This is a genomic window from Microbulbifer sp. ABF4_143, assembly GCF_056160225.1.
In genome coordinates this window covers 1-19,670 of sequence record NZ_JBSWWT010000015.1, presented here as the reverse complement: position 1 = coordinate 19,670, position 19,670 = coordinate 1, and the positions used below count along the sequence as shown (strand labels likewise).

General features: G+C 64.1%; 18 protein-coding genes. 7 read left to right on the top strand and 11 right to left on the bottom strand.

The genetic code is table 11. The features are described 5' to 3' along the window. Positions 1 to 6 precede the first annotated feature (6 nt). The 5 genes from ruvA to ACXAF3_RS12700 all read right to left on the bottom strand — a co-directional run bounded on the left by ruvA (position 7) and on the right by ACXAF3_RS12700 (position 4,527). On the bottom strand, positions 7 to 615 hold the full coding sequence (ruvA, locus tag ACXAF3_RS12720) for a Holliday junction branch migration protein RuvA (protein ID WP_475112685.1): 609 nt from the start codon (positions 613 to 615) through the stop codon (positions 7 to 9). Positions 616 to 795: 180 nt separating this feature from the next. Next, entirely contained in the window at positions 796 to 1,326 is a 531-nt protein-coding gene (gene ruvC / locus ACXAF3_RS12715) for a crossover junction endodeoxyribonuclease RuvC (RefSeq protein WP_475112684.1), read from the bottom strand. Positions 1,327 to 1,494: 168 nt separating this feature from the next. Continuing rightward, on the bottom strand, positions 1,495 to 2,238 hold the full coding sequence (locus ACXAF3_RS12710) for a YebC/PmpR family DNA-binding transcriptional regulator (protein ID WP_475112683.1): 744 nt from the start codon (positions 2,236 to 2,238) through the stop codon (positions 1,495 to 1,497). Between the two features lie 165 nt (positions 2,239 to 2,403). Further along, positions 2,404 to 4,182 (bottom strand): aspartate--tRNA ligase, encoded by a 1,779-nt coding sequence (gene aspS / locus ACXAF3_RS12705; protein WP_475112682.1) that lies wholly within the window; start codon positions 4,180 to 4,182, stop codon positions 2,404 to 2,406. Positions 4,183 to 4,242: 60 nt separating this feature from the next. Next, positions 4,243 to 4,527, bottom strand: coding sequence for an FmdB family zinc ribbon protein (locus tag ACXAF3_RS12700; protein ID WP_475112681.1), 285 nt, complete (start codon positions 4,525 to 4,527; stop codon positions 4,243 to 4,245). Between the two features lie 292 nt (positions 4,528 to 4,819). Here ACXAF3_RS12700 and ACXAF3_RS12695 point away from each other — a divergent pair, with 292 nt between their 5' ends. The 5 genes from ACXAF3_RS12695 (at position 4,820) to ACXAF3_RS12675 (ending at position 9,934) form a co-directional block, all read left to right on the top strand. After that, positions 4,820 to 5,236: an HU family DNA-binding protein gene (locus ACXAF3_RS12695; RefSeq protein WP_475112680.1), complete on the top strand. Its 417-nt coding sequence runs from the start codon at positions 4,820 to 4,822 to the stop codon at positions 5,234 to 5,236. Positions 5,237 to 5,426: 190 nt separating this feature from the next. Then, on the top strand, positions 5,427 to 7,154 hold the full coding sequence (locus ACXAF3_RS12690; RefSeq protein WP_475112679.1) for a proline--tRNA ligase: 1,728 nt from the start codon (positions 5,427 to 5,429) through the stop codon (positions 7,152 to 7,154). Positions 7,155 to 7,285: 131 nt separating this feature from the next. Next, positions 7,286 to 7,852, top strand: a complete 567-nt coding sequence (locus ACXAF3_RS12685; RefSeq protein WP_475112678.1) for a lytic transglycosylase domain-containing protein — start codon at positions 7,286 to 7,288, stop codon at positions 7,850 to 7,852. Positions 7,853 to 7,855: 3 nt separating this feature from the next. Then, positions 7,856 to 8,923, top strand: a complete 1,068-nt coding sequence (locus ACXAF3_RS12680; protein WP_475112677.1) for a helix-turn-helix transcriptional regulator — start codon at positions 7,856 to 7,858, stop codon at positions 8,921 to 8,923. Positions 8,924 to 9,115: 192 nt separating this feature from the next. Continuing rightward, positions 9,116 to 9,934 (top strand): sterol desaturase family protein, encoded by an 819-nt coding sequence (locus ACXAF3_RS12675; protein ID WP_475112676.1) that lies wholly within the window; start codon positions 9,116 to 9,118, stop codon positions 9,932 to 9,934. Between the two features lie 82 nt (positions 9,935 to 10,016). On the opposite strand, the gene ACXAF3_RS12670 is transcribed toward ACXAF3_RS12675, so the two are convergent. The 6 genes from ACXAF3_RS12670 to ACXAF3_RS12645 form a co-directional block, all read right to left on the bottom strand. Beyond that, positions 10,017 to 10,493: an Lrp/AsnC family transcriptional regulator gene (locus tag ACXAF3_RS12670; protein WP_475112675.1), complete on the bottom strand. Its 477-nt coding sequence runs from the start codon at positions 10,491 to 10,493 to the stop codon at positions 10,017 to 10,019. A gap of 138 nt (positions 10,494 to 10,631) precedes the next feature. Then, positions 10,632 to 11,840 carry a pyridoxal phosphate-dependent aminotransferase gene (locus ACXAF3_RS12665; RefSeq protein WP_475112674.1) on the bottom strand — a complete coding sequence of 403 codons (1,209 nt, stop codon included), beginning with the start codon at positions 11,838 to 11,840 and terminating at the stop codon, positions 10,632 to 10,634. Positions 11,841 to 12,113: 273 nt separating this feature from the next. Then, the gene (locus ACXAF3_RS12660; RefSeq protein WP_475112673.1) at positions 12,114 to 14,288 is read right to left on the bottom strand and encodes an autotransporter outer membrane beta-barrel domain-containing protein; all 2,175 of its coding nucleotides are present in this window, start codon (positions 14,286 to 14,288) and stop codon (positions 12,114 to 12,116) included. Between the two features lie 135 nt (positions 14,289 to 14,423). Further along, on the bottom strand, positions 14,424 to 15,884 hold the full coding sequence (locus ACXAF3_RS12655; RefSeq protein ID WP_475112672.1) for a cryptochrome/photolyase family protein: 1,461 nt from the start codon (positions 15,882 to 15,884) through the stop codon (positions 14,424 to 14,426). After that, on the bottom strand, positions 15,881 to 16,777 hold the full coding sequence (locus tag ACXAF3_RS12650; protein ID WP_475112671.1) for a MerR family transcriptional regulator: 897 nt from the start codon (positions 16,775 to 16,777) through the stop codon (positions 15,881 to 15,883). Before ACXAF3_RS12650 ends, ACXAF3_RS12655 begins: the two co-directional genes overlap by 4 nt. Before the next feature lie 11 nt (positions 16,778 to 16,788). Continuing rightward, entirely contained in the window at positions 16,789 to 17,766 is a 978-nt protein-coding gene (locus ACXAF3_RS12645) for a DUF1722 domain-containing protein (RefSeq protein WP_475112670.1), read from the bottom strand. On the opposite strand from ACXAF3_RS12645, the gene ACXAF3_RS12640 reads away from it, so the two are divergent. Both ACXAF3_RS12640 and ACXAF3_RS12635 read left to right on the top strand, forming a co-directional pair. Continuing rightward, positions 17,765 to 18,874 carry a hypothetical protein gene (locus ACXAF3_RS12640; protein WP_475112669.1) on the top strand — a complete coding sequence of 370 codons (1,110 nt, stop codon included), beginning with the start codon at positions 17,765 to 17,767 and terminating at the stop codon, positions 18,872 to 18,874. The two genes, ACXAF3_RS12645 and ACXAF3_RS12640, sit on opposite strands and share 2 nt — an antisense overlap. 43 nt (positions 18,875 to 18,917) lie before the next feature. Then, positions 18,918 to 19,670: hypothetical protein (locus tag ACXAF3_RS12635; RefSeq protein WP_475112668.1), on the top strand; the 753-nt coding region annotated here is incomplete at its 3' end.

Genomic DNA, 19,670 nt, shown 5'->3' with positions numbered 1-19,670 from the left:
CATTCATCACGCCGGCGCCATGCTCTTCAGGGCCAGGCGGATCAGGGTGGCGCTGTCGGCATCCGGCTGCTCCTTGCTGGCCTTCGCCACCATCCTGGTGGCCTCGGTGGGCTTGTAGCCCAGCGCCGCCAGGGCGCTCTCGGCCTCGCCGACATGGTCGACCACCGGCGCCGCGGCTGCCATCAGCGGTATATCGTTCGAATCGCCGAACTGCGGCGCCAGCTTGTCGCGCAGCTCGACGATCAGCCGCTCGGCGGTCTTCTTGCCGACCCCCGGCACCTTGACCAGCGCGGCCACATTGTCCTCCGCCACGCAGCGGGACAGGGCCGCGCCGTCCAGGCCGGACAGAATCGCCAGCGCCATCTTCGGACCCACACCGTTGACCTTGATCAGGGTGCGGAACAGCTGGCGGTCGGCGTCGCGCACGAAGCCGTACAGGGTCTGCGCGGTTTCCGACACCGCCAGGTGGGTGTGCAGCTGCACCACCTGCCCCAGCGGTGGCAGCTCGAAGATGGTGGTCATCGGGGCCAGCACCTCGTAGCCCACCCCCTGTACATCCACCAGCAACAGCGGCGGCTGTACTGCGGCCAATGTACCGCTCAGTCTTCCTATCATTCTTCTATCCCGTAGTTGCCAACCGGTACAGTGTTCGATGCGAAGGCACTGCTGCCGGTACGCCCTTGCGAGACTGTCGGTCGGAGGGACCCGGCCGACAAGCCTACAGGGACGTATTCACGGCGTGTCTCGCAAGGGCGTACCGGCAGCAGTGCCGCCACGACCTCGCCAGCACGCCCATCAGGAGATGGTCAGGCGACCGCGGCGAAAACGCCCGCGCGCACCGCCGGCGGCCTGTACCAGGGTCTGCGTGGTGTGCATATGGCACAGCGCCACCGCCAGCGCGTCGGCGGCGTCCTCCTGCGGCGAAGCCGGCAGGGACAGCAGGGTCTTCACCATATGCTGCACCTGCAGCTTGTCCGCCGCGCCGGTACCCACCACCGCCTGCTTGACCTTGCGCGCCTCGTACTCGGCCACCGGCAGGTCCGCATTGGCGGCGGCGACTATGGCCGCGCCGCGGGCCTGACCCAGCTTCAGGGCCGAGCCGGCACTCTTGGACATAAACACGTTTTCGATTGCCATCTGCGCAGGCAGGTACTGCTGCGCTATCTGGCTGATCGCATCAAAAATAAGCTTGAGCCGCTCCGGCAAGGGCCCCTCGGGGATGCGGATCACACCGCTGGCCACATAGATGGCCTTGTTGCGCTGCACGTCGATCAGGCCGTAGCCGGTTTTGCGCGAGCCGGGGTCTATGCCCAGGATTCGGGTCACAGGCTGTTTTCCTGTACGTTTATATAGTGGCGGGAGTGTCCCAAGGTGGGGGAAGGGCGTCAAGGGAGGAGGGGCTGAAGGCCTCTCCTCCCTGTAGGGGCCGAAGGCGCCGCGAATACCAGGAGCGGCCGGAACGAACCTTGTGTTCGCCCCTACGGCATCTGGGCTTTAACCCAGTTGCTCCATCACCTCGGCGGGGATATCGGCGTTGCTGTAGACGTTCTGCACGTCGTCCAGGTCTTCGAGCATATCCACCAGCGCCATCACCTTCTCGGCGCCGTCCTTGTCCAGCGGCACTGTGGTGGATGGGATCATCGCGATTTCGGCGTTGTCCGGTTTGAAACCGGCCTCGGTCAGCGCATCCTTGACCGGCATATAGTCCTGGAACTCGGTGGTGACTTCGATGCTGCCGTCCTCGTTGGTCTGGATATCCTCGGCACCGGCCTCCAGGGCCGCCTCCATCAGCGCATCCTCATCCACGCCGGGCTCGTAGTAGAGCTGGCCCTTGCGCGAGAAGAGGTAGGCCACGGAGCCGTCGGTGCCCAGGTTGCCGCCACGCTTGGAGAAGGCGTGGCGCACCTCCGCGACGGTGCGGTTGCGGTTGTCGGTCAGGCACTCCACCAGTATCGCGACACCGCCGGCGCCGTAGCCCTCGTAGGTAACCGCCTCGTAGTTCTCGCCTTCGGTATTGCCGGCGCCGCGGGCGATGGCCTTGTCGATGGTGTCCTTTTTCATGTTCGCGCCCAGGGCCTTGTCGATGGCGGCGCGCAGGGCGGGGTTGTCGTCCGGGTTGGGGCCGGCCTTCGCGGCCACGGTCAGCTCGCGAATGATCTTGGTGAAAATCTTACCGCGCTTGGCGTCCTGGGCCGCCTTGCGGTGCTTGATGTTGGCCCATTTACTGTGTCCGGCCATTCCTCATCTCTCTTCAGTCAGTTCGTAGGATGGGCAAAGGAGCGAAGCGCACGGAAAAATGCTCCCTGCCGTTTCCGCATTCCCGCCATCCGTGGCGGGCTGGTGCCCATCATTGCATTTGATGGGCAGGCTTCGCTTTGCCCATCCTACCGAAAGCGGTAAATATCAGCCGATCTTCTCTTCTTTCTGCCGCAGCCTGATGCTCAGTTCGCGCAGCTGTTTGGCGTCCACCGTGCCCGGGGCGTCGGTCATCACGCAGGCGGCGCTCTGGGTTTTCGGGAAGGCGATGACATCGCGGATCGAGTCGCTGCCGGTCATCAGCATCACCAGCCGGTCGAGGCCAAAGGCCAGGCCGCCGTGGGGCGGCGCGCCGTACTTGAGCGCGTCGAGCAGGAAGCCGAACTTCTCGCGCTGCTCCTGCTCGTCGATACCGAGAATGCGGAATACCGCCTGCTGCATCGCCTGGTCGTGAATACGCACGGAACCGCCACCCAGTTCGGTGCCGTTCAACACCATGTCGTAGGCGCGGGACAGGGCAGCGAGCGGGTTCGCCTCCAGTTCCTCCGGGGTGCAGGAGGGCGCGGTGAAGGGGTGGTGCAGCGCGGTCAGGCTGCCGTCGTCGTCCTCCTCGAACATCGGGAAGGCCACGACCCACAGGGGTGCCCACTCACAGGTGTACAGATTCAGGTCGGCGCCCAGCTTGCAGCGCAGCGCGCCCAGGGCTTCCGATACGATCTTGGCCTTGTCGGCGCCGAAGAAGATCAGGTCGCCGTTCTCGGCCTCGAGGCGGTCGAGAATGGCCGCGCGGGTCTCAGTCGGCAGGAATTTGACGATCGGCGACTGCAACCCGTTTTCCAGGTCGGACTTGTCGTTGACCTTGATATAGGCCAGCCCCTTGGCGCCGTAGATACCGACAAACTTGCCGTAGTCGTCGATCTGCTTGCGGGTCAGCTTGTCGTTGCCGCCGGGCACTTTCAGCGCCGCGACGCGGCCCTTGGGGTCGTTGGCCGGGCCGGAGAAGACCTTGAACTCCACCTCGGTCATCAGGTCCTTGATCTCGACCATCTCCAGCGGAATACGCAGATCCGGCTTGTCGGAGCCGTAGCGCAGCATCGCCTGGTAGTGGGTCATGCGCGGGAACTCGCCCAGGTCCACCCCCTTCAGCTCCATAAACAGCTTGCGCACCATGCCCTCGGTGATGGACATGATAGCCTCCTCGTCGAGGAAGGAGGTCTCTATATCGATCTGGGTGAATTCCGGCTGGCGATCCGCGCGCAGGTCCTCGTCGCGGAAGCACTTGGCGATCTGGTAGTAGCGGTCGAAGCCGGACACCATCAGCAGCTGCTTGAACAGCTGCGGCGACTGCGGCAGGGCGAAGAACTTGCCCTCGTGGGTGCGGCTGGGCACCAGGTAGTCGCGCGCGCCCTCGGGGGTGGCGCGGGTCAGGATCGGGGTCTCGATATCCAGAAAGCCCTGCCCGTCCAGGTAGTTGCGGATCGCGGTGGTCAGCTTGGAGCGGAAGCGCAGATTGCGCTGCATCTCGTTGCGGCGCAGGTCCAGATAGCGGTACTTGAGGCGCACGTCCTCGCCCACCGCGGTGTGCTCGTCGAGCTGAAACGGCACGGTTTCGGCAATATTCAGGATCTCCAGCTCGGTGCCGTAGACCTCAACCTCGCCGGTATCCATATTCGGGTTGATCGCCTCCTGCGCGCGGGCGCGTACGCGGCCGGTGACCTTCAGCACATACTCGCTGCGCACCCGGTCCGCCTGCTCGAAGTGCTCGCCCGCATCCGGGTCGAAGACCACCTGGACTATGCCGTCGCGGTCGCGCAGGTCGATAAAGATCACACCGCCGTGGTCGCGGCGGCGGTCAACCCAGCCACAGAGGGTCACTACGCGGTCTATATCCGCGGAACGAAGGGCGCCACAGTAGTCAGTGCGCATGGATGCAAATTCCCGTTGTCGATCGATAAGTTGAGGGGCCACCCTCCGGTGGCCCCGGGCTCAGCTGGCCTTGGCCGTGTTGGCCGCGGACTTGTCCCCGCCGGATTTGGCCCCATCCCCTTTGGAGGCGTTGGCCGCGTCTCCCGCCAGGTTCTTCTTGCTGCCGGTCTTGAAGTCCGTCTCGTACCAGCCACCCCCCTTCAGGCGGAAAGCGGCGGCCGAAATCTTCTTGCGCAACTCGGCCTTGTCGCAGGCCGGGCAGTCGGTCAGCGGGGCGTCGCTCATGCGCTGCAGGGCCTCCATCTCGTGGCCGCAGGCATTGCACTGGTATTCGTATATCGGCATTGCTCAGTACCCGATGGTTAAGGGGGCGCAGATTATACATGAGCCCTTTAGAGGGAAGAAGCTGTGCCCGCAATGGGCAATGGCCCGACCAGGATCTGAGCACGGAGACGCAGTCTCACCCCCAAAAACTTGAGAAAAAGCACTATTTTTCCGGCATTTCCCCGTGCGGGCGAACAAAAACTATATATACTTCCCCTCAACACTCGCTGCGGTGCCCCGGCATCCGGACGCAGCCCAGCGGGCGTACGAACACACTCTCACCGGAAAAACAACATATAGAAGGAAGCTACTCATGGCCGTAAAGAAGAAAGCCGCAGCCAAGAAAGCCCCCGCTAAGAAAACCGCAGCCAAGAAGGCCACCGCGAAGAAAGCCGCTCCGGCCAAAAAAGTGACTGCGATCAAAGAGAAGTACACCAAGACCCAGATTCTGAACCAGATCGCCGAGAACACCGAGCTGTCCCGCAAGCAGGTTCAGGCCGTGCTGGACGAGCTGTCCAATGTGATCGAAGGCCACATCAAGAAGCGCGCCGTGGGCGAATTCGCCCTGCCGGGCCTGCTCAAGATCACCACCGTCAAGAAGCCGGCCAAGAAGGCCCGCAAGGGTATCAACCCCTTCACCGGCGAGGAGACAGTGTTCAAGGCCAAGCCCGCCAGCATCCAGGTGAAGATCCGCCCGCTGAAGAAACTGAAGGAAATGGCCGAGTCCTGATTCCTCAGGCGAGTTACCGGGCTGGGCTCGGCGCTGCCAAAACCCCGCCACGGCGGGGTTTTTTAATGCCCCGAGCAGCCACAAGCCGGCCCTCGGAGTCGGGTATCCACTGCACTACTCTTTTCCGGGCCCCCGGCATTTAGCGTAAAATACCCGGCCCGAATGCAACACAACCAGAACTGAACCCCCTATGCGCGCATCCCGCTACCTGATCGCCACCCAGAAAGAAACCCCCAACGACGCCGTCGTGGTCAGCCACCAGCTGATGCTGCGCGCCGGCATGATCCGCCGCCTGGCCTCCGGCCTCTACACCTGGCTGCCCACCGGCCTGCGCGTGCTGCGCAAGGTGGAGCGCATAGTGCGCGAGGAGATGGACCGCGCCGGCGCGCTGGAGGTGCTGATGCCGGTGGTGCAGCCGGCGGAGCTGTGGGAGGAGTCCGGCCGCTGGCAGCAGTACGGCCCGGAGCTGCTGCGCGTCAAAGACCGCCACGACAATCCCTTCTGCCTGGGCCCGACCCACGAGGAGGTGATCACCGACCTGATCCGCAACGAGATCAGCAGCTACAAGCAGCTGCCGGCCAACTTCTACCAGATCCAGACCAAGTTCCGCGACGAGATACGCCCGCGCTTCGGCGTGATGCGCGCGCGCGAGTTCACGATGAAGGACGCCTACTCCTTCCATATCGACGCCGACTCCCTGCAGGAGACCTACGACGCGATGCACGCCGCCTACTGCCGCATCTTCGAACGCATCGGCCTCGACTACCGCCCGGTACTGGCGGACACCGGCTCCATCGGCGGCTCCCACTCCCACGAGTTCCACGTGCTCGCCGACAGCGGCGAGGACGATATCGCCTTCTCGACAGAGAGCCGTTACGCCGCCAACGTCGAGCTGGCGGAGGCCGTGGCGCCGGCGGGCGAGCGCCCGGCGCCGACGAAGGAAATGACAGAGGTACACACCCCGGGGCAGAAGACTATCGCCGCGGTGAGCGAGTTCCTGAAATCTGATCCGGCCCACTCGGTCAAGACGCTGATAGTCCTCGGCGAGTGCGAGGAAGGGGAGACAGCTCCGCTGGTGGCACTGGTACTGCGCGGCGACCACGAGCTGAACGAGCTGAAGGCGGAGAAGCTGCCCGGCATCGCCAGCCCGCTGCAGTTCGCCCCGGAAGAGCGCATCGCCAAGGAATTGGGCTGCGGCATCGGTTCCCTGGGCCCGGTGGGCCTGAAGATAGAGACCATCGTCGACCGCTCCGCCGCACACCTGGCGGACTTTATCTGCGGTGCCAACCGGGACGACTACCACTATGTAGGGGTCAACTGGGGCCGCGACGTGGAACTGGGTCGCGTCGAGGATCTGCGCAATGTGGTCGCCGGCGACCCCAGCCCGGACGGCAAGGGCACCTTGGAAATCAAGCGCGGTATCGAGGTGGGCCATATCTTCCAGCTCGGCGACAAGTACAGCCGCGCGATGAACGCGACGGTACTGGACGAGAACGGCAAGGAACAGGTCATGGCCATGGGCTGCTACGGTATCGGCGTATCCCGCATCGTCGCCGCCGCGATCGAGCAGAACCACGACGACGCCGGTATCATCTGGCCGGACGCGATAGCGCCCTTCCAGCTGGCGATAGTGCCGATCAATATGCACAAGAGCGACCTGGTGCGGGAGAAGTGCGAACACCTGTACGAGTCCCTGCGCGCCCAGGGCGTCGACGTGCTGCTGATGGACGAGCCCAAAGCGCGCCTCGGCGCCATGCTCGCCGACGTGGAGCTGATGGGCATACCCCACCGCATCGTCGTCGGCGACCGCGGCCTGGAGAAGGGCGTGGTGGAATACAAGGGCCGCCGCGACGCCGAGAGCCAGGAGTTTGCCGAGTCGCAGCTGGAGGAAGTGCTGCTGAAGATGATCCGCGGCTAGCTCCCCCCCCCGGGAACGCGGAGCTATTTCCCCAAGGGCGCTGAAGGCTCCGGCTCCGCAGCCCGGGTCCCGACCCGCGATCCGCAATTGCCGCTGCCCTTCCTCCCCGCCTTTCCGTAAAATCCGCTGTCATGATAAGAAAAATTCTGACCACACTGCTGCTCTGCCTGCTGTTTGTCGGCGCCCGGGCCCAGGAGCGGATTCCGGAGATAGATCCGGAGCTCAGGCTCGCGCTGAAGGAGGCTGTCACAGAGGCGGACAGTTTCGTCGACCGCTTCGACGCGGAGGTCTGGCTGATGGCCAAGTCCCAGCCGCTGGCCCGCTATATCAAGGATCCCAAGGAGCGCATGCGGGTGCTGAAGGCGGTGCACCGCGAAGCCACCCGCGCCGGCCTGCGCCCGGAAATCGTGCTCGCGGTGATCCAGATAGAGAGCGCCTTCGACCCCTACGCGGTGTCCCGGGTCGGCGCCCAGGGCATGATGCAGGTAATGCCCTTCTGGAAGAACGAAATCGGTCGCCCGGACGACAACCTGATCGATATGGACACCAACCTGCGCTACGGCTGCACCATCCTCAAGCACTACATTCGCAAGGCCAAGGGCAACCTGGCCAACGCGCTCGCCTACTACAACGGCAGCTACGGCCGCCACACCTACTCCAGCAAGGTGCTGGACGCCTGGGCGACGCGCTGGAGGTAAACGGTGGACAGCAGCTATGTATTTTTCACCGGTGCCGCCTGCGCACTGCTGCTGCTGGCGGCGGCCAAGCTGGCGATCAGCTACCGCCAGCAGGCCGCCGGCCGCTGGCTGATGCTGCTGCTGGCCGGCATCTTCTGCTATCTGCTGCACCCGCTGATCGCACCCGAGCGCGCCTGGGCGGAACTGCTGCTGGAGCTCCCCTCAGACCTGGTCCCGGCGGCCTTCTGGCTGTTCGCGTTTACCCTGTGCAGCGAGTGCGAGGAATTCCCCCGCTGGGGCTGGGCCCTGATCGCCCTGTCACTGCTCGTCGCCACTGCGGCCAATCTCGACCTCGACGGCCTGTCGCGGCTACACCAAGCCCTGTACATACTGGCGCAGCCGTTGAAGCTGGGCCTGCTCGCCGCCGGCCTGGTGGCCCTGCTGCAGCAGTTCCAGTCGGACCTGGTGGAGGCGCGCCGGCGCCTGCGGGCGGTGCTGCTGATCGCCGCCGGCGGCTATATGCTGATCGTCGTCTGTGCCGAGTTCCTCTTCTCCTACCTGCCGGTCCCGGCCGGCGTGCCCACACTGCACGCGATACTGACCAGCGCCTTGGCCCTGGCCGCCTGCCTGTGGCTGCTGGCCATCTCCCCGGGGGCGCTGGCCGAATCCCTGCCGCAAAAAGTGGAGGTGGAAGCCGAAACCGCGGCGCAGCCAGAAGAAAAAGCGCTGCAACCGCTGGACGAACAGCAGCGCCAGCTGCTGGAAAAGCTGCAGTCCCATATGCGCGGCGGCGGCTACCGCCACACGGGCCTGACCATTCGCGAGCTGGCGGAACAGCTGGGCGCCCGCGAACATGTGCTGCGCGCGCTGATCAACCGCCACCTGGGCTACCGCAACTTCAACGAGTACCTGAACCAGTTCCGCATCGACGAGGCGAGCAGGCGCCTGGCGGACCCGGAGCAGGCGCACCTGCCGGTGCTGACCATCGCCCTGGATATCGGCTACCGCTCCCTGAGCCCGTTCAACGCCGCCTTCAAGCGCCGCCACAACCAGACCCCGACCGAGTACCGGCGGGAGAAACTGCCCGCCTGAGTGGCGGTGTTTTCGGAATCCGTCAGCTGTTGTTCGCTTTCCGTAAGCAGTGACCTCGACTTTGCTCCAGACTGCAACCCACCCCCTGTAGGAGCCCATGGCCGCGATCTATCTCTCAGCCATCCGCAGAGCCAGATCGCGGCCACCGGCCGCTCCTACAGGAGTCTTAAAACAGAATAACAAGGTAAGACTATGGAATTTCTGTGGGACCTGGCCCGGGGCTGGGTCGAACATTTCGGGCACGACCTCTTCCGCTACCTGCTCGCGGCCACCACCGTCAGCCTTTCGGTCAGCTGGCTGTTTCGCCGCTGGATGAATCGTCGCCGCCTACAGCGTCGCCGCGCCGGCTGGAAGGACATACGCCGCGAAGTCAGCTTCTCGATACTCACGCTGGGGGTCTTCGCCACCATCGGCATAGTCACCGAAACCCTCAGGGGCTGGGGCCTGGTGCAGATCTACTGGCAGTGGGGCGACTACCCGCTGTGGTGGAACCTGGCCAGCCTGCCGCTGGTGATACTGCTGCACGACGCCTACTTCTACTGGACCCACCGCGCCATGCACCACCCGCTGCTGTTCAAGCACTTCCACCGCGTGCACCACCTGTCGCGCACCCCGACCCCTTGGGCGGCCTACAGTTTCTCCATCGGCGAGAGCTTCCTGATGGCGCTCTTCTCGCCGCTGATCCTGATGCTGCTGCCGCTGCATGTGATGATCTGGCTGTCGTTTATTTTCGTGATGATCTTCCGCAACGCGATGCTGCACGCCGGTTGCGAATTCCATCCGAGGAGCTGGGTGGACGGCCCGCTGGACTTTATGACCACCACCACGCACCACGACCTGCACCACCAGCGTTTTCAGGGCAATTACGGCTTCTATTTCACCTGGTGGGATCGCTGGATGGGCACCGAATTCGAGAACTACAAGCAGGTGTTCCGCCGGGCAGTCGACGGTGAATTCAGCGCGGAGGCTGAGGCGGCGCCGGTACGGGAGAGAACACCGGTAGCGACTTGAGAATTGCGGCTGATCGGCAGATATCCGCATGTGCTTGCGCGGCCCCCTGGGCCGCGTTTTTTTTGTGGCGGGAACCCGAGATTCAGTCCTGGAACAGCAGCTCCAGCGGGTAGCCGGTAAAAGGCTTGGTCTTCTCGATCACCAGATGGGAGGTCATGCGGGAGATGGCCGCGTCCTCGTTGGCCAGCAGCTGCTCGGACACGCGGTTGAAGTCCGCCGCGTCCGGGCAGACGAAACGCAGCATATAGTCGAACTCCCCCGACATCTTCACGCAGGAGACGATTTGCGGAATATCGTCGATGGCGCGGCGGAAGTTCTCGCTGGTGCGCGCATCCTGGCGTTTCAGCGCCACGTTGACGTAGAACTCGGCGTGGCGCACCTTGTCCAGGTTTACCTCGGCCTGGAACTCGCGAATATAGCGCTCGCTGGTCAACCGCTTCACCCGTGCCAGGCAGGCGCTCTCCGACAGTCCTATCTCTTCACTCAGTTTCAGGTTGCTGATGCGCGCATTGGTCTGCAGCGCCTGCAAAATACGCAAATTGTGCCGGTCGATTTTCACTGGGCTGTTCTTTTGATCTTGGAAAAGGGCAAGGATAGCGACATTCGCCGGGGGCTGGAACTGCAGATTCCGCCGCGGGGCACCCGCAGGAGCCTGCTTGCAGGCTCCTACAGCACAACCGCGGCGGATGCGCGATTGTCAGCCGGCCTGGCGGCTGCCGGCGGTGACGAAGCGCTCTATGCGGTCCAGCGCGCGGGAGAGTTCGGCCTCGTCCGCGGCCAGAGTCAGGCGCACATGGTTGACGGCGCTGGCGCCGAAGGGGGCACCGGGCAGCACCGAGACGCGCTCCGCGTCCAGCAGCGCCTCGGCGAAGGCCTGGCCGCAGTTACCGTCTTTCGCGTGCGTGACCTGCGACACGTCGACCATCACGAACATGCCCGCCTCGGGGGAGTAGCAGCTGAGGCCGGGAATCCTGTTGATACGCTCGACGATCAGATCGCGGCGCTTCTCGTAGGCGTCGCGCATCTGCTTGACGAAGTAGGTGTCGAATTCCAGCGCGAAGGCGGCGGCCTCCTGAATAAACTGCGGGCAGCCGAAGATGGTGGCGCCGGCGAATTCGATCAGCCGCTCCACCAGCGGCCCGCGGGCCACGGCCCAGCCGAGGCGCCAGCCGCTCATCGCGTGGGACTTGGACAGGCCGTCGATCACGACGATATTGTCCAGGTGCTCGGCGGCGGTGCGCAGCGAGGTGTGGCGGCGGGCGAAGGTGATCATCGAGTACATCTCGTCGCACACCAGCCACACGTTGCGCTCGCGGCAGTAGGCGGCCAGTTCGCGCAGCTGTTCCGGGGTGGCCATGGCGCCGGTGGGGTTTACGGGGGTGTTGATCATCACCACGCGGGTGTCCGGGCCTATCGCGGCCTTGATCGCGTCCACGTCGAAGGCGAAGTTGGTCTCCGCCGGGCAGGCGACTTTCTTGACGTTCAGGCGCAGCGCATCGCAGATGGGCACATAGCCGATATACATCGGCTCCGGGATCACGATTTCCTCGCCCGGGTTCAGCAGGCAGGCGAGCACCGCGTAGATGGCGTTGGTGCCGCCGGGAAAGACCACCACGTCATCGGGGCTGCAGGGATGCGGGGAGACCTTGCTCTCGATATCGGCGATCGCGCGGCGCAGCACCGGCTCGCCGGCGGCCGGGGAATAGTGGGTGCGGCCGACGCCCAGGCGCGCGCGGGCGAAATCGAGAATGGGTTCCGGCGTGTCGAAGTTGGGGTCGCCCACACACAGGAAGATCACGTCCTCGCCCTTGTCCGCCAGCTCGTGGGCGCGGTCGCTGACCGCCCAGACATCGGCGTCGGCACTGTCCAGGGCTTCACTCTGCAGGCTGAATCTGGGATTGAACATCGTCACTCACTATCCGGTTGTTATTCATATCTCTACGTTAACAACGGCGCGGGTAATCGATAGTGATTCGGGGGGGTGAATTTCGCATTCCCAAGGAATTTTTGCCGCCTTTGCCGCAGAAAATTCGGTGACATTTTTGTTTCAGCCTTGATGTGACCGATACGGCATTTTGATTCCCAGGCTGGTGCCATTTTAAAGCTTCCGGGCGGGACCTTCGCATAGGGATCCCCACTTCGAAACACTCAAGTCGAGTTCAGGGCTCCCCAAAAAAGGTCAGAAGCGGTAGTTGATATTCAGGCCGCCGACCGTATCCTCCGGACGCACCAGCAGGTTGCCGGACAGCTGCAGTTTGTCCGTCACATTGAGCCCCACCAGCGCGCCGACGCCGTTCTGGAAGAAGCCGGCGTTGCGGCTGTCGTAGGCTGCGAGGCGGGCGCTGTTGCCGGCGATGGACTTGATGCCGATACCCACCTTGGCGACGTCGTCGCCGCCGTTGTATTCCATCCACACTTCGCCGAACCAGCGCCAGTCCGCGCTCTCCGGCGCGTTGTAGAAGAAGCCTCCGCGCAGGCGGTAGTACTCGCGGTCCTGGTGGCGCACGGCGAGGCCGAGTGGATCCAGGGTCTCGCCGTTGTTGCCGATATAGGTCAGGTCGCGGTTGGTGGATTCGCGGAAGCTGTCCACATCCACCTGGGTCCACTCGGCGGCCACGAAGGGGCCCATCTGGCAGGGCAGCGCCGGCACGCTGTCGTAGCCGGCGCGGGCGAAGACGACGGTGGCGCTGCCGTCGGTATCTCCGCGTATCCACTTGGTGAAACTGTTGCCCAGCTGTATGCGGCGATCCACTTCGTAGTAGTCGATATCGCCGTAAGTGAGGCCGCCGTCGACGAAGAAGAAGGCGTTGTCCCAGCGGCCGAGGGCGGACAGGTTCCAGTTGCGGGCGGTCAAAGACAGGCCGCTCGGATCGTAATCGCTGCGGGCGTAGGAGAGCGCCAGCGCTCCCTCGAAATGGTCCGAGACGGCGAAGCTGATACCGATCAGCGCGTCCACACCGTGGTCCTCGCGGTTCGGTGCCGGGCCATGGCCGAGGTCCGTATAGCCCAGGGCACCGCCGAAAAACACCGTCGTGGTCGGATCGTGGAAGCGCTGCGCCACCAGGTGATGGTCGATATTCGTCTGGTGCAGGCGCATGTTCTGGTAGCCGAGGTCCGGCAGCATCGCAAAGCCCACCGGCGCGCTCAGCACCGAGTGGTAGTAGTCGCCCAGTATTTTTTGCGCGGCCAGGGTCGGGTGCACGCCGTCGTTGAAATAGAGCCGATTGGCGTTGGGCGCACTGCCGTTTTCCCCGTACACGGGATCCGGGTTGGCGCAGCCACCGGCCATAAAACAGGTCTTCGCCTGGTCGATATCGGCGAAGCCGAAGAGTCCCGGCTTGTCGAGCGCCAGGGTGCCGAAGCCCTCGGTATCCAGAATCAGCACGTTGCCGATAAAGTTCAGCTGCACCCGCAGTGCGTCGTTGAACAGTGCGGTGCCGATGTTGGCGGCGCTGACTGCCGCCGGCCCGATATCGTTCATCAACGGTGTATTGCCCACCCGCGGCGCGTTGGAGACCACTACATAGCGCGCGCCGGCTCTGCGCAGTTCGCGCGCGGCAGTGGCGAGGAAGGTCGCGGAGCGCTGCATTCTGTCCGGGGAAACGGTGCCGGCGAGGGTGGCGCCGATAATGTCGTTGCCGCCGCCGTTCAGGTAGTAGAGGGTGTCGCGGCCGATGCTGTTCTGCGGCAGATAGCCCTGGCCTGTACCGAAGGGCACGCCGGTCAGGGTGATGCTGTTGTTCGGATCGTCCACCAGCGCCTGCAACGCGACCGGATCGCCGAAGGCCGCAACCGCCTCCGCCACCTGTGCCGGCGGCAGATAGGGGCTCTCGCCGGCGGCAGGATCGCAGATACCGTCGGCGCCGCAGCGGGTGGAGTCCGGCAGTATCGTCGTCAGCGTGTTGTGGTCGGCGACGGTGGTATCCGGAAACAGTTGGAGGAAGCGCTGCGGCCCGACCAGATCCAGCAGCACATCGGCGGTGCGGTTGCCGCCCACGGCCCAGTTGCTGCCATTGGCCAGCACCGAAGCCGCCACCTGCTGGAACTGCTCTTCCGGCGTGCCCGGCGCCGGCGCGCAGGGAATGGCGCCGCCGAAGGCCGGCCCCAGCCCGAAGCAGGAGGGGCGCAGCGGATCCAGGCCGAAGTCCTGGGCCATAAAACTGACCGCCGGCTGTTTCGGCAGTATCCCGTCCGGGTCACTGCTGGTAAAAATGCCGGCGTTGCCACTGTCCGACAGGCTGTCGCCGAACACGACTATCTTGTTATACAGATTTGCGCCGCTGCTGTCGGCGAGCGCGGAGACGGCGGTGGCCGCGGCCACTGCGGCAAACACGGCTTTGACGGTAAATCCCATTGCGCACTCCCTTGCGGTGATGGTCGGATCGCGATGGGCCAAGTATAGACACGCCGCGCGGTGAAAATTGCCCGGGCGCAATAGCTTCGATAAGGCGAAGAAAGGAGAAGCCGGACCGGCTGTCTGCGCGTCGGTTTACTTCAACTGCGCGAATGCCTCTATCGCCCGCTTGCGACTCTGCGCCACATCGCAGATCGGCGGGGGATAGTCCGCCAGCGGCGGCGGGCAGTGAATGGCATCGCCCTGTAACCGGCGCAATTGCGGTACATGGGCGCGGATAAAATCCCCGTGCCTGTCGAATTTTTTCGACTGGCTGTAGGGGTTGAACACACGAAAATAGGGCGCCGCGTCGGTACCGGTGGAAGCGGCCCACTGCCAACCGCCGTTGTTGGCGGCCAGGTCCGCATCCACCAGGCGCTGCATAAAATAGCGCTCGCCCCAGCGCCAGTCGATCAGCAGATTCTTGCTCAGGAAGGAGGCCACCACCATGCGCAGGCGGTTGTGCATCCAGCCGCAGGTATTCAGCTGGCGCATGGCCGCGTCGACGATCGGCACACCGGTTTCACCATCGCACCAGCGCCGGAATTTTTCCTCGTCGTAGGACCAGGGCACCCGCTCGGTCTCCGGCTTGAACGGCTTGTGCATACACAGGTGCGGGAAGGCCACCAGCAGGTGGGTGTAAAACTCGCGCCAGATCAGCTCCCCCAGCCAACAACTGATGCCTTCGCTGCCGCCGCGCCAGCGGCCGTCGTTTTCGCCGAGCGCCATATGCGCGCACTGGCGGACCGAGATGGCGCCGCAGTTCAAATAGGGTGACAGACGCGAGGTGGCGTCTATGGCGGGGAAATCGCGCTCGTCCGCGTAGCCGTCGATATCCTCGCGGAATGCCCGCAGGCGCCGCAGGGCCCCACTCTCTCCCGGCTGCCAGCCGAGCACCGCGCCACGCTCGTCCGCCAGCGCCGCGTAGCCCGGCAGGCGCTCCGGCAGCGCCTGCACCAGCCGCGGCCCGCCCGGCACACTTAGCCACCGGGGCCAGGGCGCGCGCGGGTCCATGCGGCGCGGCGGCGGCAGCGGTGCGAAATCGCCGTCGCACCGCTCGATAAAGGCGCGCTTGAACGGCGTGAACACCCTGTAGGGCCGGCCGTCTGCGGTCTTTACCGCCCCCGGCGGCAGCAGAGTGCGATCGCTGCAGAATTCGATCGGTACGCCGACCTCCTTCAGCGCCTCGCGCGCGGCGCTATCGCGGCGGCGCTCGTTCAGGGGGTACTCGGCGTTGGCGAAGACGGCCTCGACCTTCAGCTTCCGCACCACCTGCGCCAGCGCGCGCGGCACCTGATCGAAAGTCTGCAGCTCGAGAAAATACAGCGGGATATTGCGCTCCGCCAGCTGCTGTTGCAGTTCGCGCAGGCAGGCGAGGCGAAACGCGACCACCGGTTCGCCCTCGTCGTGGCTGCGCCAGGTCTGCGGACAGGCGATAAAGAGCGCAGCCAGTTCGCCGCAGCCCTGCGCACTCCGGTACAGGGCCGTGTTGTCGCGCAGGCGCAGATCGCTGCGCAACCACACCAGGCCGCGCCGGAAGGCGAATTCACGCTTCATTGCAGCTGCTCCCGCAACTGTTGTAGCGCCGCAGCGCTGTCCGCGGGCAGCAGGGTGACATTTTCCCGCCGGGCAAATTTCTGCAAGTCGCGACGCTGCAAGGCGACAAAATCCCCCGCGAACCACAGCGGCAGGCGCAGGCTGCGCAGCCCCCGCTCCATGCCGCTGCCGAAAACCGCCATCGGCAACGCATTGTGGCTGTAACAGACCACACCCCGCGCCTGCAGTTTTTCCGCCGCGTAGGCCAGCTCACCCGGTTCCACCTGAGGGCCCAGATGCACCGCGTCGAAGCCGGCGGCAATCAGCGCGGCGGTAAACAACTGCGCAAACGCCTGCTGCTCGGCGCCGGGATAGCTCGCCAGCAGCAACCGCTCCCCGCCGTCGCGGCGCAAACTCTTGCGGCCGGCGTGTACGGAGACCGCCAGCTGTTCCGCCAGCAGCTGCCAGAACAGGGACTGCGCTACACCGCTGCCGAAGCGGCTGCGGCGGCTGAAAAGCCGGTGCAGCGGCGCCAGCCAGCGATCCAGCAGCAACGGCAGCGGATAGCCCGCCAGCAGCTGCCGCAGCTGGCGCTGCAGCCCGGCGCCGTCCAGCGCTTCCACCAGCGCGGCGCTCTCGTCCACCAACCGCTCCCAGCTGTCCCCCGCCTCGGGCTTTTCCCCGCGCTCGTCCAGCAGCGGGCGCACCCGGCCTATCGCGACGCCGCGCGCGAGCCAGGTGAGAATCTCCTCGACGCGCCGCAGATCCTTCTCGCTGTACAGGCGGTGGCCTTTACCGCTGCGCACCGGCACCAGCAGGCCGTAGCGGCGCTCCCAGGCGCGCAGTGTCACCGGGTTCACGCCGGTGCGCCTGGCCACCTCGCGAATCGGCAACAGCGCTTGCGGTCTATCCACGACGCCGCCCCTCAGCGGAAATCGCACAGGCCCAGCTCCGCCGGCTCCGCGGCGAGCATGACCTGACTGTGAATAAAGTGATGCGGGCTGCGCGGCAGATAGTGCCGCAGCATGGTCAGCACCGCGGACAGCGGTTTCAGGCCCCGGCGGTACTCCTCGATCAGCCGGGTCAGTTCCGCCTTTTCCTCCCGGTTGAGGTATTTCTTCAGGTGGCCCTGGCTGTGCATCAGCGCGTTGGTCCTGTCCTTGCGGCTCGCCGGGTGGGAAAGTATCTCCATAATGCGGCCGCGCACCCCATGGGCCAGCTGCCGCGGTTCGATGTCCGAGGCGCCGGACAGCCAGCGGCCCAGTTCGCGGGTCAACGGCTGCTGGTGGGCCAGCAACAGATATTTGTAGGCGCTGTAGAATTCGATCACCCTGGCCGGCTGCGGATCGGGCTCCACATAACGGTGCCAGGCATCATAGGCGAAGACGCGGGTCAGGAAGTGCTCGCGGATATCGCTGGCATTCAAACGCCCCGCCTCTTCCAGTGGCAGATGCGGAAACAGCTGGTGCAGGCGCGCGGCGAACAGACCCGCGCCGTGCCCGACCGGCGCCGAGCCGTCGGCCTTGTAGTGGGGCGTGCTGCGCAGCCCGCAACTGGGGGACTTCTGCATCAGGATAAAGCCGCGCAACTGCGCTATCTCGGGGGCCAGCTGCTGTGCATAGTCTTCCAGGGCCTCGCTCACATCGACGCTTGGGTCGTCCCTGCCCACCGCGCGCAGCCGGTCACTGACGATCAGGTGAATCGGCGGTCGCGGCACCCCCAGGCCGATGGCGACTTCCGGGCAGTAGGGCCGGTATTCGAAACAGTGGCTCAGCAGCTGGGTACACACTTTGCTGTGCTTGTGACCGCCGTTGTAGCGCACCGGTTCTCCGAGCGCACACTGGCTGATCCCGACGGGTATCTTTTGCGTCAGCAGCTCGATCTTCATCGCAGTTGTACACATGTTAAATCTGTACAACTTTTATAGTGCGGCGGTAAAACTTGTACAACACAATTTTTTGTACAAGCTTTATCGCGAACGCGAAAAAACACCTAACCAATTGATTTTAATCGAAAAATTTCGGAGAAGTGGCTCAATTCGGCGATTGCACCGAACCCAGGTGGCCGGTAGGATTCCAGGCTCGATCACGAAGACTGGCAAAGGCCTTCCGCAGGCCAGGGAAATCATGCTCAAACGACTCTTCGCATCCCGCAGGCACCCCTATGTGCCGTCCCTGAACCGGCCCGATCAGGTAACGGTAGATCTCTCCGGCAGTGTGCTGACCCTATCGATGCCGCCGCACTCCAACTACGACGGCTTCCCCGGCAAGGAGCCGCCGGCACGGGTGAATATCTATGATCCGGAGCCGTACATCGATGACAGCCCCCTGCCGGAGTGGCGGCGCGAGGGGATGGCGTGGCTCAACCTCTTAAAGCGCAACTGGGAATTTTACGGTCCGCCGTGGCGCGCCCGCCCCTATGGAACCATTTATTTCGGCGTTAGTATCTGCCGCTACGACGCGCTGCCGGACGGTATGAGCTGTTTCAATCCAGCCCACTTCGAACAGATGGCCCTGCGCGACCTCTGGTTCAGTGGCCCCGCCCAGCCACAAATAGGAAGATTCCGCGCCCCGATCAACTGGCACAGCTACCGAAAATCCGGCACAACCTGGCTCTATTTCGAAAGCCACCGCGACTATTCCCACAATGCGGAGCCGCCGCCCGAATTTATGCATACCTATCGCGGCAGTTGTCTACGGGCACCACTGGACGACCGTTATTACCTGAATATGGGCTTCGATTACATCGGTTACGCACCCGTCGACTACTGCCTGGCAAATATGAACGCACTGCGTGATTCGGTACTGGATTCAGTGCATCTTGAGTTTGGGCCTGCAGCGAAAAAGAGTCTCGCCGAGGCGAAACGCAAATGGCCCGATGCCCGCGCCAGTGAACACCGCGATCCGGAGCCCTGGATTTACCCCGAATGGCGCGATGGCGACGGGGATAAGGGCGAGGACAGCATAGTGATTGTAAAGCCCGGCAGCCCGCCGCCGGCGCTTACCCCCTAAGACCTATCCGCCAAAACTTAATCCCAAATAACAAGGAGCTGTTATGCAAGGCGAAAACAAAACCTGGAAACTGATCAGCGGCGGTGCCAACCGGATTGGCCGCAATGTCTATGTGCTGCACACCCAGTACGACGCCTGGCAAACCATCAAGCGCGAGCACAGTGGCAACTACTACCTGACCAGCGTGCTTAGGGCCGTCCACTCACTGAACAGTGCGGCGGTGGGCCGCCGCTTCCAGACCGAGAAGATGATCTTCGACGGCGCGGCCATCCACTACCAGCTGGACAGCGACGGCGATGTGCTGATCCACGGCCTGGAAGTCAACAGCGACTACAAATCCCTGGGCGGCCGGCAGGCGACTGGTCTCTATAAAGTTGAATTCTTGCGCAGCCAAGACGGTGGTCTGAGATGGACCACGAGGGAAGATGCACAAACCAAGTTGGAACTCTCCCACCGCTGGAATAACGCCCACTACGCCGCCGTCAGCGGCAAGTTCGACAGCAAGGAAGATGCAGGAAAATTACTGATAGAGCATATCCGCCAAGCCTACAGGGCCGCCCTCAAAGAACAGGATATCAATCGGGCCGACAACCACTACTCCCTCTACTGGCAAAACGGCGGCCACAAGAGCGACCGCCAGCGGGATCACCTGGTCTCTCTGATCCAGCAGGCCATGGCCGCCGGTGCGCCGGTGAATTGGCTGGTACACGGCGAGGGCGCCGGCACCTTTGTGCGCGCCATGCAGGCACTGCAGACCCGGCTCGCGCCGGCCCCGGTGGCGCACAAGCGCGAGCGG

Coding starts and splice junctions, on each gene's coding strand:
- ACXAF3_RS12665 (WP_475112674.1), bottom strand. CDS start 11,840: ATGTTCAATCCCAGATTCAGCCTGCAGAGTGAAGCCCTGGACAGTGCC.
- ACXAF3_RS12660 (WP_475112673.1), bottom strand. CDS start 14,288: ATGGGATTTACCGTCAAAGCCGTGTTTGCCGCAGTGGCCGCGGCCACC.
- ACXAF3_RS12710 (WP_475112683.1), bottom strand. CDS start 2,238: ATGGCCGGACACAGTAAATGGGCCAACATCAAGCACCGCAAGGCGGCC.
- ACXAF3_RS12700 (WP_475112681.1), bottom strand. CDS start 4,527: ATGCCGATATACGAATACCAGTGCAATGCCTGCGGCCACGAGATGGAG.
- ACXAF3_RS12645 (WP_475112670.1), bottom strand. CDS start 17,766: ATGTGTACAACTGCGATGAAGATCGAGCTGCTGACGCAAAAGATACCC.
- aspS (WP_475112682.1), bottom strand. CDS start 4,182: ATGCGCACTGACTACTGTGGCGCCCTTCGTTCCGCGGATATAGACCGC.
- ACXAF3_RS12690 (WP_475112679.1), top strand. CDS start 5,427: ATGCGCGCATCCCGCTACCTGATCGCCACCCAGAAAGAAACCCCCAAC.
- ACXAF3_RS12655 (WP_475112672.1), bottom strand. CDS start 15,884: ATGAAGCGTGAATTCGCCTTCCGGCGCGGCCTGGTGTGGTTGCGCAGC.
- ACXAF3_RS12695 (WP_475112680.1), top strand. CDS start 4,820: ATGGCCGTAAAGAAGAAAGCCGCAGCCAAGAAAGCCCCCGCTAAGAAA.
- ACXAF3_RS12640 (WP_475112669.1), top strand. CDS start 17,765: ATGTTAAATCTGTACAACTTTTATAGTGCGGCGGTAAAACTTGTACAA.
- ACXAF3_RS12675 (WP_475112676.1), top strand. CDS start 9,116: ATGGAATTTCTGTGGGACCTGGCCCGGGGCTGGGTCGAACATTTCGGG.
- ACXAF3_RS12685 (WP_475112678.1), top strand. CDS start 7,286: ATGATAAGAAAAATTCTGACCACACTGCTGCTCTGCCTGCTGTTTGTC.
- ruvA (WP_475112685.1), bottom strand. CDS start 615: ATGATAGGAAGACTGAGCGGTACATTGGCCGCAGTACAGCCGCCGCTG.